This is a genomic window from Yersinia vastinensis, from assembly GCF_044905075.1.
In the GTDB taxonomy this organism is placed as follows: domain Bacteria; phylum Pseudomonadota; class Gammaproteobacteria; order Enterobacterales; family Enterobacteriaceae; genus Yersinia; species Yersinia vastinensis.
In genome coordinates this window covers 2,149,514-2,161,126 of the sequence record NZ_CP173260.1, presented here as the reverse complement: position 1 = coordinate 2,161,126, position 11,613 = coordinate 2,149,514, and the positions used below count along the sequence as shown (strand labels likewise).

Sequence of the window (11,613 nt, the reverse complement as noted above, 5' to 3'; positions counted from 1 at the left end):
TCTGAATGCCAACAAATATCAACGCTGATACATGAGCGGCGGCCTGATGCTGTGCTTATGTGTAGCGAAGTCTATCGCTAACGCGCTTTAACCAAACCACGGACTCACAGAAACGGATTTCACTATCTGGAGATTCCCTATGCCTATTTAAATGCTCCCAGTCGAGCGTAAATTCCCGCTGCCTGCTGAATTAACAGGCCGTATTAATGACCTTATTCACAAGTATGACGGTGAAATAGGTTTCAGTGAAATCCTTGGCGTGCTGGAAATCGTCAAGTTTGGGCTGCTTAACCAACAAGCGAATGAGGTGGCTTGATGGACGATATCAGCGAACTCATTCTAACCGTGTCCCGCGCGCCTGATGACGGACGTGACCATAAAGAAGCCTACTTGTGGGACATGAAAATAAAGCAGCGGCTACGAACCGGCGATAAATCAAATAGACCGGTGCCGCGGCAAGTTGTCCCGCCTACTCCGGTAAAAACGGTGAAGTCAGTGAAAGCGAAAGTGAGAAAGATAATGGAGGCGGCATGAGTGACTTTGGCGGCAGCCACACACCGGACAACCTGAAAGATTTATGGATGACCCCCGCCGATATATTCACCGCACTAGACATCGAGTTTGGCTTTTACCTTGATGCGGCAGCCAGTCAGAAAAGCGCCCTGTGCGCTCGATATATCACAGAGCAAAGCGATGCACTGAATAGTGCATGGGAGAGTTGTGGGGCTATCTGGTGCAATCCACCCTATTCCGATATTTCACCCTGGGTAAGCAAGGCCGCCGAGCAATGCAAAGCACAACTCCAGCCAATTGTGATGCTTGTGCCGGCCGATTCATCTGTCGGCTGGTTTAGCCAAGCACTGCAATCAGTCGATGAGGTGCGATTCATTACCGATGGCCGTATATCGTTTATTCGCTCTGACACTGGCAAACCAATCAACGGCAATAACAAGGGCTCGCTGTTATTCATCTGGCGACCATTCATCAAGCCTCGCTGCATGTTCACCACGGTTAAGCGCGATGAGCTAAAGGCGATTGGGCAGGAAATATTGACCGGGAGTAAAGCAGCATGAAACTACCAAAAATATCAAGCGGCACCCTGTTCTGGATTTGCATAATCGGATACGCAATAGCAGCAACGATTTATACGTTTAGTGGTGCGGGGTGAGTTGTGACTCCTGAAGAAAAACAGAACGCTCTCCAATCGGCTGCAAAGAACTGTAACAACGAAATTAAAACCACCTTAGCCGCTCTGCCGGCTAACACAAACAAAGACTCCATCACCCGCCCTATCATCCTGCGCCACTACGAGAAGATAAAGCCACTTGGCTACAAGCTGGCTTGGCTTCTTTTCGCCATCGGAGTACTGAATGGTCAGTTTAAGTGGAACCGGTGATGGGATTGATAAAGAGATAAGAGGCCAGCTATGACTAATGTTGTTGTGGGAGTCCAGCCCATTCTGGTCACTAGAGAAACAGTTCAACAATTACTTGGCGGGATATCTCGCACCACATTCTGGCGCAAGAAAAAGGAGTGGCGAGAAAAAGGAACCCCGTTTCCTAGCCCTGCACCCGGTACAAATCCAATTAAAGGCGGCGATCAGTACCGGTACAGTGATGTGATTTGTTTCTTCCGCTGTCAGGGGTTAATTGACTCGACGCAGGAGTAGATATGCGCAACAAGCAAATCTACAGCCTCTTGCTGCTCTTTCAGATAAGCGTGCTGGTCATAAACAGCCAGTACGCCACCGAGCTTATGCCCTAGCACTTTTTCTGAAACGTGAGGGAGAACACCTAACTCGCTCATTTTAGTTTTTGCAGTGCGCCGTAGGTCATGCATTCCCCAACTTTCACCCCCCATTTCGGCACTGAGTACCATTGCCATATTTAGCAGAACGCCAGCAGACATAGGCCGGTCTTCTTGGACAATGGCGGGAGGGAATACCTGCTTGAAGTCCGGATAAAGAGAAAATGCTTCTTCCAGTAATTTCACAGCTTCTTTTGATAATCCTCTTGCAAATGGTTCACGGGTCTTAGAGTTTTCTGCAACAACCATCCATGTTCTATTTTTTAAATCAAACTCTGATTTCTTTGCTTTTCTAAGCTCAACACCGCGGCAAGCTGTTAGCAAAAGCAGCTTTATAAATATTTTGTTTTGATGGGTTATCGTTGATGCATTTAGAGTGTTCCAAAATAACCCAATCTCTTCATCGCTAAAGTGACGACGTCTGGCCTTAACCGGACGACCGACATCCTGAACTCTGAGATTGACCACTGGATTTACTTTTATGTACTCAGTGCGGATCGCATAAGAGAATACCTGTTTCAATTTTGAAAGCATGATCCCTGCAAAGGTCTCAGCGCCATTCTCACGCATTCGTTTAAAAACAGGTTGCCAGTGGGATATCTCCATATCATCAACCGTCATCCCCCCGACGTAAGGGGTTATGTGCCGTGAAAAAGCCCTATCCCAATAATCCAGCTTAACCAACCTCTTGGCTTGAGCGCTCTCTAACCAGTGACTTATACAAAGTGACACCGTAACAGATGCAACTTTGCTTTCCAGCTCCATTTCTTTAACTGTGATCGGGTCCCTTCCAGATAAAAGAATGCGCTTGGCCTCTTGAACCATTTCACGTGCTTCTTTCAGGGATAAGTCATCATAAGAGCCAAGAGTCATCCTTCTAGGCTTTGATCCAAACCGGTATCGATATTGAAACACGACAAGCCCTAAAGGAGTGATCCTGATTGATAGTCCGCCACTGTCTGGCATCTCTATCAATTTAGGAATTGGCTTACCTGACAACTTCCTGAGTTTGGCATCACTGAGCACTGTGTACATCTCCACATTATGTACATTCATATGTACACAAATTGCGTGGCATAGACAAGTATGAGATGAAACAGTTTGAAACGGGTGGTTGGAGGTAACACAGTAGAATCACTGGATTAGCACGTTTGATTGAAACAGGATGGAACAGGGTTAAACTGAGGGTATTGCTTACACGACAGATCACATGCAAGACGTAATTATTGTTTAATTTCGAAAAGTTGCGACATCAATTTAACCCACGTTTGTTATATTGGTCCGCAACTGTGTGCAAAATTCAGTTTGTGACATAGATCATGCCACAAAGGGGTCTCATATTATCACTACTTAATACAATGACAAACACTATCACGACTCCCCTGCACCATGGTTTCTCTATCACCAGACGTCAGTTCAGAATAAAATGAAGTGCCCATGAAAATACATCGGCGATACTCGCACTAAACAGTGATAATGATCGCCGACAAAGTTATCATGCTTAAATTGCTCTACGATCACCATGATATCAACACCGTATAACTGAGGGTCAACTATTGCAGCGACAACCTGTTACGTCCTCCAGAATTTTGTCGATTGGTTATGATCCCGAAAATCGCATGCTGGAGATACAGTTCCGTGAACAAGGTATTTATCAATATCTTGGTGTCCCTGAACGTGTTCATCAGAATTTTATGTCTGTAGTTTCAAAAGGTCGTTTTTTTGATGGCGTGATTAAAGGTAAGTTTTTGTGCCGAAAAATTGGCTAAATAAAAAATAATCAAAATAAAAACATATCATTACACCACACTGAAACGGTTACTTCGATGATAGATATTGGCAAAGAAGTTCACCGTTTCAGACGAGAACAGTACTATTTACTAAAATTCTCACCCCATAAAATAGCGCCATAAATAAGATATAGGGACGACAAACAACAACGCTGGCAAGAAATTCACTACCGCAAATATTTTAATCTGAGCAATTCGTAACCCCACCGCAATCATAATAATCCCACCACAGGCCGAAAAATCAGCAAAGGCGATATCATCCATATAAGGCATAATAAGCTTTGCCAACAAAACCAAAGCAATCTGAATGAGCAATTGGGGAATAGCAATCGCCACCAGCGCAATGCCCAGAGAGATAGAAAAAATGAGTGCGGTGAAAAAGTCCATCAGGGCTTTTACAAATAGCAGCTGAAAATCACCGGTGATCCCTTCAGTTAAAGAACCAACCACCCCTAGCCCGCTTGCACAAAACAGTACAATCATTGCCGTGAAGCTTTGTGCAAATTCTTGCGGTGGCAGTGTACTACGCGATGGGATTACTCGCTCTAATAAGCCGCGGGTCTTATTTGCCCCCCATTTTACACCCTGCTCCAGTGACAATAACTCTCCTACTGCTGTCCCGATAATCAATGCCAAAATCACCGCTGGCATAAAATGCACTTTTATAACCATCACGATGCCGATGGAAATTGAGGCCAACGCGAATGTTGCAGGCAGCCCCTCTTGCAAACGTTTGGGTACATGGCGGGCAAGTAAGACACCAACAATACCGCCGAGAATTATCCCCGCGCTGTTAATAAATGGCCCAACCATAGCATGCTCCTAATCGCTAAAACGCGTACTGAGAATTAAAATTGTGTCTGTTTTAGAATTAGAAAATTTCGATAATAGCTAAAGACAAACAACCAAAGCGCCGAGGTAATTCTTTGACATATCACTTTTGGCGAAGCAAATGAATTTTATCATACATACCATCGGTGTCAGCCGCATAAAGGCAAATATCCCCGCCTACAATGATTTACATTATGATCTATTGCTTTTGAGTAACACTGGGTGTATTGCTATTTCAACAGGAAGTGCCCATAATAAATTTCCGTTTCCGTGTAGCAATGGTTACTGGAACGCCGCCCCGATTGTTTACGCAGTCGGGGCGTTTTATTTGGTCAGTCCCCCTCTTACACCAAAATTAACATCCCACTGTTATCCCCTCATAGATGAATGCTGTAGCTGGTTTGCGATAAATACTGAACAATAAAATAGATTCCATCCGTTTTTCTTCCGTATTTTGTTGTTTATGATTTGTTCACTGGTCAACAAAGGGGAGATATGTGATGAAAAGAGTCGCCGAGGTTCTGTCAGGTCTCGAACTTTACTTTCGCCAAACACATCAACAATGCTCTGAGAAAACATCTTGGTTTGTGCGCTGGCTGTATATTCCGATAGAGGAAAGAATGCAGATACTGGATGACCTATTAATGCCTTATTCCGCCAAGCCGCAAGAAAATAAACGTGCTGTGCAAGATAAGACAGATAGTTAAAGAAGAGAACTGACTGACAATGCTAATAGCTGAAAAGCATTCACTCAATTGAATGTGTTTTAGCCAAATTTATTGCCGCTTGAATTGCCGAGCGCGCTTGAGGGCTGTTTTTCCAACATGTTGACCCCACCATTGCGGCAGCGCTGCTGACCACCTCATTCATATCGGCCTGGCTTAGTTGACTCAATGAAGTAAAACCAAGTTGTTCCAGTCGCTTAATCACCGTGGGACCAACCCCTTTTACGGCCAACAATGCCTTACGTTCACAGTCTGAAAATGCCATGCTGGCCCCGAGTTAAAATAGCATCATCACAAATCAAAACATGATTCATTTGATATAGAACCATGCTTTCTATTCGTTGTTACTTAATCTATAAATTTTTCTAGCACACTGAGTTAATGAGATATCAAAGCCGTTTCCGAGACGCATTTTCCGCACTGAAAAACCAGAGTTCGGGTAAGCGATTAGGATAAAAGCGAATCTCATAGGTATCTTTGAGTGGCGCTAAGCGCCAACGTGGACGAGCTTCGCGTTTAGGTTTTAAAAAACGCAAACGACCCCGGGTTCGTGCCGCTTGTGTATCAAGCACCCACGCAACCGAAGCCGATAATGGTTGGCGAATATATTCATCTTCAACGCTAATATCACAAATACACAAAGCCATATTCCTTACAGAAATTGATGCTGACATGATTATTCTGGATCTAAAGTATTGAACCAACAGTTGCCCGTCAGAGATTTGATCTGCGTCACATATCCCTTTTGGTCTTGAAATGGCCGCCCCCTGACTTCTCCAAGTGATAGGAATCAACAAAAGTATGACGGCTCTGCAGCTACACTCATGTTTTTGGCTATAGCCTTTTATCCAACGTATCGCGTAGAGTGGCAAGGCAAGTAATCATTTCGTCTATGGGTATATTGACCCTATGCGGCTAATTACCTGATTGGTTTTCTTTTCATCGGGTACGTTTGAAGTTATTTTTTGGAGCCAGATTGATGCATGAAATTTTCGAATTATTTAAAGCCATTGGTTTAGGGTTGGTGTTACTCCTCCCTTTGGCAAACCCATTAACGACAGTTGCTCTACTGCTCGGCTTATCCGGCAATATGACTAGCGAAGAGCGCAATCACCAGTCAAAGATGGCATCAATCTACGTCTTCTTTATCATGACCATTGCTTATTATGCCGGGCAGGTCGTTATGAGTACTTTCGGTATCTCAATTCCCGGTTTACGAATTGCTGGCGGGCTGATTGTGGCATTTATTGGTTTTCGTATGCTTTTCCCCCAGCAATCAGCTGAAGATACTCAGTTAGAAGCAAAATCACAGGATTTAAAGAAGCGGAAATCTATTAATATTGCCTTCGTGCCATTAGCTATGCCTAGCACTGCGGGGCCGGGGACCATTGCCATGATTATCAGTTCCGCCGCCTCAGTAAAAGGCCATGCTATATTCAGCCCGTGGATTGTTACGGTGGCACCGGTACTGATTTTCCTAAGTGTATCGCTAATTTTGTGGGGATCGCTACTCAGCTCTGGAGCTATTATGCGCTGGGTTGGAAAAGGTGGCATTGAAGCGATTTCACGTCTGATGGGGTTCTTATTAGTGTGCATGGGAGTGCAATTTATTATTAATGGGGTACTGGATATTATTGCAAACTACCACCCACCGATAGCATGACAAATAACGAGAACTAAGAAAGAAACGCTAGCCGATGTTTATACTTATTAATACAAGTTACAGCGTCCATGGACTACATCGGTTAGCGTTTTAATATTACTCTGACATCGCTCGGTAAGCAGTATCCACTTTCCACAAATATCGTGGTGCTTGTGCCGCTGGGTGTTTCTTCTGTATATGCTGATAAAATTCGTTCGGGCTAAGGCTATTTATTTTATTCACTGCTAGACGTTTATCTGATGAGAATGTCCGCAACATGGCACCCGCACCATTAGCATAAGAAACGATAGTGGCATAACGCAAAGTCTGCGGGTCACTGATTCCCGCTAACTGCTGGTTTTGCAAAATATTGATATAAGCGGCGCCAATATCAATATTCTTCACCGGATCTTTTAATTCGCCAGAACTCGGTTGTCCATTGCGCCCTTTCATCCGGTACGCATCACGGCCTGCGGTAGAAGCTTTAATCTGCATTAAACCCACAGCATTTGAAGTACTCACCACATTAGGATTGTAACCAGACTCCACTTGGATAATGGCTTTAATTAAAGTTTCATCAACACCATAATGGCTGGCCGCTTGTTTAATTACATCGCTATACGCAACTGTACTTGAACCTGAGCTGCTTTTTGGTGCATTAAGGAAACCACCTTGTGGCGCATTCTTCAGCCACCCATTATTTGCTTGCGGTGGAGGGGTTGGTTTGGCACACCCCGCCAGCAATAAAATTGCCATTAGGCAACCGACTTTTGGATTCACAGTATTCCCCGTGCTATTAAGCCGTTTTGTAGCATATACAAGTTGTCACCTCGTCCAAATAGATTTTTTGGGCTAGTTTGACCATTATCAACATAATGATCAGGCTATATTCGGTAACTATCGGTAAGTTTTAGTTTATTGTATGGCAAGGCTTGACTTCATCGCTAATGATATTGATAATCATTTTCATTTAAAGAAAGAGAACATCGCCATGTTTACTAAACAAAAAATACCTCACCTGCACCCCATGAGCCCTTTCACACCGCGTTTTTTCCACGCCATTGCTTTATTTATACTTGTTGCAATTTCATCATTAGTTAGCACTTCAGCGATGGCTGAAAAAAAATCTGTCGAACCCGATAAAAAATTCAAAATTGTGACAACATTCACAATTATTCAGGATATTGCGCAAAATGTCGCCGGGGATGCCGCAGTGGTTGAGTCAATAACCAAACCCGGTGCCGAGATTCATGACTATCAACCAACTCCACGAGACATTGTGAAAGCCCAGTCTGCCGATCTGATCCTCTGGAATGGCATGAATCTGGAGCGTTGGTTTGAGCGTTTCTTTGAAAATATTAAAGATGTCCCTTCTGCTGTAGTCACCGATGGCATTGCACCATTGCCTATCCGTGAAGGGCCATATAAAGGCATTCCTAATCCGCATGCTTGGATGTCACCGTCAAATGCACTGATATATATTGAGAACATTCGTAAGGCATTGGTAGAACACGACCCCGCTCATGCTGAAACCTATAATCAAAATGCTAAAGCCTATGCAGAAAAAATTGCCGCATTGGATGCCCCGCTTCGTGAGCGCTTATCTCGCATCCCAGCAGAACAACGTTGGTTGGTTACCAGTGAAGGGGCTTTCAGCTATCTAGCTAAAGATTATGGTTTTAAAGAAGTTTACTTATGGCCAATCAATGCTGAAGAGCAAGGTTCTCCGCAGCAAGTTCGTCGTGTCATTGATACCATGCGCGCGAATAAAATCCCGGTGATATTCAGCGAAAGCACCATTTCTGATAAGCCGGCCAAACAAGTCAGCAAAGAAACCGGTGCGCAATATGGTGGGGTGTTATATGTTGATTCCTTATCGAATGAAACTGGGCCGGTTCCCACCTACATCGACCTGATTAACACCACAGTGCAAACTATCGCGAAAGGATTTGGTCAATGAGCCATGCTGTTTTTGTCCGCCCAGAGCTGATAGTGGATAACGTCACTGTCACCTATAACAATGGGCATACTGCTATTTATGACGCCAGCTTCTCTCTCACTGGTGGGACTATCTGCGCACTGGTTGGCGTGAATGGCAGTGGCAAGTCGACTCTGTTCAAAAGCATTATGGGCTTGGTGAAACCGAGTGTCGGTAAAGTAGAGTTAAGCAACAAGCCGATTAGCCACGCATTGAAACAAAATACTATCGCCTATGTTCCGCAAACAGAGGATGTAGACTGGAACTTCCCGGTGTTAGTGGAAGACGTGGTGATGATGGGCCGCTACGGGAAAATGAATTTTCTGCGGATCCCAAGCCGTGAAGATAAAGCTATCGTTGATAAAGCTATCGAAAGAGTCGGTTTAACCGCATTACGGTCACGTCAAATTGGCGAACTTTCCGGTGGGCAGAAAAAGCGCGTGTTTCTGGCACGGGCGCTGGCCCAGCAGGGTTCTGTTCTACTACTGGATGAGCCATTTACCGGTGTTGACGTCAAAACAGAAAATGCCATTATTGATTTATTGCGCGCACTGCGTGACGAAGGCCACCTTATTTTGGTTTCAACACATAATCTTGGCAGTGTGCCTGAATTTTGCGACCACGTGATTTTGATTAACCAAACCGTGCTAGCCGCGGGGCCAACAGAAACAACGTTTACCCAAAAGAACCTCGAAATCACCTTTGGTGGCGTACTGCGCCATATCAACTTGTCCGGTAACACACTGCATGACGATAATGACCCACGAACCGTAACGGTCATCACCGATGATGAGCGCCCTGCAGTCTTTTATGGTCATACCAAAAACGACCCACCGGCACAAAGCCAGTCGAAGGAGAAAAATTCCTGATGCTGGACATTTTACTGCAACCCTTTAATTACAACTACATGGTCAAGGCCATTTGGGTTAGTGCGATAGTGGGTGCTGTCTGCGCTTTCTTATCGGCTTATTTGATGCTCAAAGGCTGGTCGCTGATGGGGGATGCACTTTCGCACTCCGTCGTTCCTGGCGTGGCAGGTGCTTATGCTCTTGGGCTACCCTATGCCGCGGGGGCATTTTTTACCGGTATGCTTGCTGCATTAGCCATGACGTTGGTTCGTCACGTAACCCGGCTGCGTGAGGATGCCATTATCGGCTTTATTTTCTCTACGTTTTTTGCCGTCGGGCTTTTAATTGTTTCTCTCAACCCAACATCAGTCAACGTGCAGTCGATCATCTTCGGCAATATTTTGGGTATAGCCGATGAAGACGTATTGCAGGTCGAAATCATTATTTTGGTTTCTTTTGTGATTTTATGCCTGATTTGGAAAGACTTACTGGCCGTATTTTTCGATGAAAGCCATGCCATGTCGATAGGCCTATCACCGCTAAAGTTAAAGATTCTGTTTTTCACCCTATTAAGTGCCTGCACTGTCGCTGCTTTACAGACCGTTGGGGCAATACTGGTGATTGCCATGGTAGTGACTCCGGGCGCAACAGCCTATTTACTGACTGACCGTTTCAGCCGTTTATTGGTGATAGCTATCAGCATCGGTGCTTTTACCAGTGCTTTTGGTGCCTACCTGAGCTTCTATCTTGATGGTGCAACGGGCGGCGTGATTGTGACGTTACAAACTCTGGTATTCCTGCTGGCCTTTTTCTTCGCGCCTAAACACGGTTTGCTGGCAACTCGTTATCAAACTCGCCAAAAGCGCCGTCATCCTATAGCCCCGCGCCCGGAGGATAATGTATGAATGCATTGTTCAGTCTGGTCAGTGAACCTTTTGCCTATCCCTTTATGCAACGGGCAATTGTCGCGGCTATCGTGACTGGCGTGGTGTGCGCAGTCTTGTCTTGCTATCTGGTACTCAAAGGCTGGTCGTTGATGGGTGATGCTATCTCCCATGCCGTTTTACCGGGGATAGTGTTGGCCTTTTGGCTTGGCATTCCATTGGTGATTGGTGCGTTTGTCTCTGGGATCTTTTGCGCCGTTGCCACCGGTTATTTGAAAGAAAACAGTAGAGTCAAAGAAGATACCGTGATGGGGATTGTGTTCTCTGGCATGTTCGCCTTCGGCCTTGTGCTGTTTTCTCGCATGGATACTGACCAACATCTCAGCCATATTTTATTCGGTAACATGTTGGGCATTTCACTGGCAGAACTGAAGCAAACCTTATGGATAGCTGGCTTTACCCTATTGGTGGTGCTGCTCAAGCGCAAAGATTTTATGTTGTACTGCTTTGACCCAAATCATGCCCGCGTCATTGGGTTGCCAGTGAAGTTACTGCACTATGGCTTACTGTGTCTGTTGGCATTAACTATCGTTGCTTCACTGCAGGCTGTTGGGGTTATTTTAGTTATCGCCATGCTAATCGCTCCCGGCATCATTGCCTTTTTAGTGTGCCGCAGTTTTGATCAGATGTTAGTGGTTGCGACCCTAGTTTCCGTCACTGCCTGTGTTTTAGGTACTTTGATAAGTTTCCATATTGATGGCGCGACTGGCCCCTGCATTGTCATCATTCAGGCATTATTCTTTGTGGTAGCTCTGATTTACAACCATATAAAACCGGTAAAAGGTCGGCCAATAACCGTAAAAGCCAAGGATGATAGGGCAAAAAACACACCAAAGGGTAAGCTGCTATAATCAATTGAGTCGCTATTTTTAATAAACTTAAAAATGCGGGTATATTTGTAGGCCGTATTGTATTCATACTTTACGGCTTATTTATTACGATTTGTCATTCATTCGACCTATTTCCTATAAGATTGCTTTCGTCGCCACTGTTCATTAATTTTATCGATAATATGTAACGGATGAGTACAGAATCTGTCGTTTGTTTGA

The 11,613-nt window shown here is 44.8% G+C and carries 17 protein-coding genes; 12 read left to right on the top strand and 5 right to left on the bottom strand.

Annotated features, from left to right (window positions below; all coding sequences use genetic code 11):
- The first annotated feature begins 151 nt into the window (after nucleotides 1–151).
- From ACIOG0_RS10045 to ACIOG0_RS10025, 5 genes are all read left to right on the top strand, one after another.
- Nucleotides 152–316 carry a hypothetical protein gene (locus ACIOG0_RS10045; protein ID WP_404704944.1) on the top strand — a complete coding sequence of 55 codons (165 nt, stop codon included), beginning with the start codon at nucleotides 152–154 and terminating at the stop codon, nucleotides 314–316.
- Entirely contained in the window at nucleotides 316–534 is a 219-nt protein-coding gene (locus tag ACIOG0_RS10040) for a hypothetical protein (protein ID WP_404705009.1), read from the top strand. The genes ACIOG0_RS10045 and ACIOG0_RS10040 overlap by 1 nt, the downstream gene beginning before the upstream one ends.
- Nucleotides 531–1,073 carry a phage N-6-adenine-methyltransferase gene (locus ACIOG0_RS10035; protein ID WP_128450807.1) on the top strand — a complete coding sequence of 181 codons (543 nt, stop codon included), beginning with the start codon at nucleotides 531–533 and terminating at the stop codon, nucleotides 1,071–1,073. The genes ACIOG0_RS10040 and ACIOG0_RS10035 overlap by 4 nt, the downstream gene beginning before the upstream one ends.
- 98 nt (nucleotides 1,074–1,171) lie before the next feature.
- Nucleotides 1,172–1,396, top strand: a complete 225-nt coding sequence (locus tag ACIOG0_RS10030; protein ID WP_128450808.1) for a hypothetical protein — start codon at nucleotides 1,172–1,174, stop codon at nucleotides 1,394–1,396.
- A gap of 30 nt (nucleotides 1,397–1,426) precedes the next feature.
- Nucleotides 1,427–1,669 carry a hypothetical protein gene (locus ACIOG0_RS10025; RefSeq protein WP_074006886.1) on the top strand — a complete coding sequence of 81 codons (243 nt, stop codon included), beginning with the start codon at nucleotides 1,427–1,429 and terminating at the stop codon, nucleotides 1,667–1,669.
- Here ACIOG0_RS10025 and ACIOG0_RS10020 read toward each other — a convergent pair.
- Nucleotides 1,639–2,841, bottom strand: a complete 1,203-nt coding sequence (locus ACIOG0_RS10020; RefSeq protein ID WP_206615972.1) for a site-specific integrase — start codon at nucleotides 2,839–2,841, stop codon at nucleotides 1,639–1,641. The genes ACIOG0_RS10025 and ACIOG0_RS10020 overlap by 31 nt on opposite strands.
- Nucleotides 2,842–3,362: 521 nt before the next feature.
- On the opposite strand from ACIOG0_RS10020, the gene ACIOG0_RS10015 reads away from it, so the two are divergent.
- Entirely contained in the window at nucleotides 3,363–3,575 is a 213-nt protein-coding gene (locus tag ACIOG0_RS10015; RefSeq protein WP_005161573.1) for a KTSC domain-containing protein, read from the top strand.
- Between the two features lie 120 nt (nucleotides 3,576–3,695).
- Here the strand turns inward: ACIOG0_RS10015 and ACIOG0_RS10010 are convergent, their stop codons facing one another.
- Entirely contained in the window at nucleotides 3,696–4,409 is a 714-nt protein-coding gene (locus ACIOG0_RS10010; protein WP_128450810.1) for a DUF554 domain-containing protein, read from the bottom strand.
- Between the two features lie 518 nt (nucleotides 4,410–4,927).
- Here ACIOG0_RS10010 and ACIOG0_RS10005 point away from each other — a divergent pair.
- Nucleotides 4,928–5,134 (top strand): hypothetical protein, encoded by a 207-nt coding sequence (locus ACIOG0_RS10005; protein ID WP_050097542.1) that lies wholly within the window; start codon nucleotides 4,928–4,930, stop codon nucleotides 5,132–5,134.
- A 40-nt stretch (nucleotides 5,135–5,174) separates the two neighbouring features.
- On the opposite strand, the gene ACIOG0_RS10000 is transcribed toward ACIOG0_RS10005, so the two are convergent.
- Nucleotides 5,175–5,417 carry a Pathogenicity locus gene (locus ACIOG0_RS10000; protein ID WP_050097541.1) on the bottom strand — a complete coding sequence of 81 codons (243 nt, stop codon included), beginning with the start codon at nucleotides 5,415–5,417 and terminating at the stop codon, nucleotides 5,175–5,177.
- Nucleotides 5,418–5,541: 124 nt separating this feature from the next.
- Nucleotides 5,542–5,793, bottom strand: coding sequence for a hypothetical protein (locus tag ACIOG0_RS09995; protein ID WP_050097753.1), 252 nt, complete (start codon nucleotides 5,791–5,793; stop codon nucleotides 5,542–5,544).
- 338 nt (nucleotides 5,794–6,131) lie between these two features.
- Here ACIOG0_RS09995 and ACIOG0_RS09990 point away from each other — a divergent pair, with 338 nt between their 5' ends.
- On the top strand, nucleotides 6,132–6,815 hold the full coding sequence (locus ACIOG0_RS09990) for a MarC family NAAT transporter (RefSeq protein WP_128450811.1): 684 nt from the start codon (nucleotides 6,132–6,134) through the stop codon (nucleotides 6,813–6,815).
- Between the two features lie 96 nt (nucleotides 6,816–6,911).
- Here the strand turns inward: ACIOG0_RS09990 and ACIOG0_RS09985 are convergent, their stop codons facing one another.
- Nucleotides 6,912–7,574, bottom strand: a complete 663-nt coding sequence (locus tag ACIOG0_RS09985) for a transglycosylase SLT domain-containing protein (RefSeq protein WP_050097539.1) — start codon at nucleotides 7,572–7,574, stop codon at nucleotides 6,912–6,914.
- A gap of 211 nt (nucleotides 7,575–7,785) precedes the next feature.
- Between ACIOG0_RS09985 and yfeA the strand changes: the two genes are divergently transcribed.
- From yfeA to yfeD, 4 genes are read left to right on the top strand one after another with little or no spacing between them, the layout of a single operon-like run.
- Nucleotides 7,786–8,754: an iron/manganese ABC transporter substrate-binding protein YfeA gene (gene yfeA / locus ACIOG0_RS09980; protein ID WP_050097538.1), complete on the top strand. Its 969-nt coding sequence runs from the start codon at nucleotides 7,786–7,788 to the stop codon at nucleotides 8,752–8,754.
- A complete protein-coding gene (gene yfeB / locus ACIOG0_RS09975; RefSeq protein WP_050097537.1) occupies nucleotides 8,751–9,641 on the top strand; it encodes an iron/manganese ABC transporter ATP-binding protein YfeB in 891 nt (296 codons plus the stop codon). The genes yfeA and yfeB overlap by 4 nt, the downstream gene beginning before the upstream one ends.
- The gene (yfeC, locus tag ACIOG0_RS09970) at nucleotides 9,641–10,525 is read left to right on the top strand and encodes an iron/manganese ABC transporter permease subunit YfeC (protein WP_050097536.1); all 885 of its coding nucleotides are present in this window, start codon (nucleotides 9,641–9,643) and stop codon (nucleotides 10,523–10,525) included. Before yfeB ends, yfeC begins: the two co-directional genes overlap by 1 nt.
- Nucleotides 10,522–11,415 (top strand): iron/manganese ABC transporter permease subunit YfeD, encoded by an 894-nt coding sequence (gene yfeD / locus ACIOG0_RS09965; protein ID WP_050097535.1) that lies wholly within the window; start codon nucleotides 10,522–10,524, stop codon nucleotides 11,413–11,415. Before yfeC ends, yfeD begins: the two co-directional genes overlap by 4 nt.
- Nucleotides 11,416–11,613: the final 198 nt, after the last annotated feature.

Bases quoted from the DNA above. Each gene is read 5' to 3' on its own strand.
- ACIOG0_RS10045 (WP_404704944.1), top strand. From the start codon at position 152: ATGCTCCCAGTCGAGCGTAAATTCCCGCTGCCTGCTGAATTAACAGGC.
- ACIOG0_RS10040 (WP_404705009.1), top strand. From the start codon at position 316: ATGGACGATATCAGCGAACTCATTCTAACCGTGTCCCGCGCGCCTGAT.
- ACIOG0_RS10035 (WP_128450807.1), top strand. From the start codon at position 531: ATGAGTGACTTTGGCGGCAGCCACACACCGGACAACCTGAAAGATTTA.
- ACIOG0_RS10025 (WP_074006886.1), top strand. From the start codon at position 1,427: ATGACTAATGTTGTTGTGGGAGTCCAGCCCATTCTGGTCACTAGAGAA.
- ACIOG0_RS10020 (WP_206615972.1), bottom strand. From the start codon at position 2,841: ATGTACACAGTGCTCAGTGATGCCAAACTCAGGAAGTTGTCAGGTAAG.
- ACIOG0_RS10010 (WP_128450810.1), bottom strand. From the start codon at position 4,409: ATGGTTGGGCCATTTATTAACAGCGCGGGGATAATTCTCGGCGGTATT.
- ACIOG0_RS10005 (WP_050097542.1), top strand. From the start codon at position 4,928: ATGAAAAGAGTCGCCGAGGTTCTGTCAGGTCTCGAACTTTACTTTCGC.
- ACIOG0_RS10000 (WP_050097541.1), bottom strand. From the start codon at position 5,417: ATGGCATTTTCAGACTGTGAACGTAAGGCATTGTTGGCCGTAAAAGGG.
- ACIOG0_RS09990 (WP_128450811.1), top strand. From the start codon at position 6,132: ATGCATGAAATTTTCGAATTATTTAAAGCCATTGGTTTAGGGTTGGTG.
- yfeA (WP_050097538.1), top strand. From the start codon at position 7,786: ATGTTTACTAAACAAAAAATACCTCACCTGCACCCCATGAGCCCTTTC.
- yfeB (WP_050097537.1), top strand. From the start codon at position 8,751: ATGAGCCATGCTGTTTTTGTCCGCCCAGAGCTGATAGTGGATAACGTC.
- yfeC (WP_050097536.1), top strand. From the start codon at position 9,641: ATGCTGGACATTTTACTGCAACCCTTTAATTACAACTACATGGTCAAG.
- yfeD (WP_050097535.1), top strand. From the start codon at position 10,522: ATGAATGCATTGTTCAGTCTGGTCAGTGAACCTTTTGCCTATCCCTTT.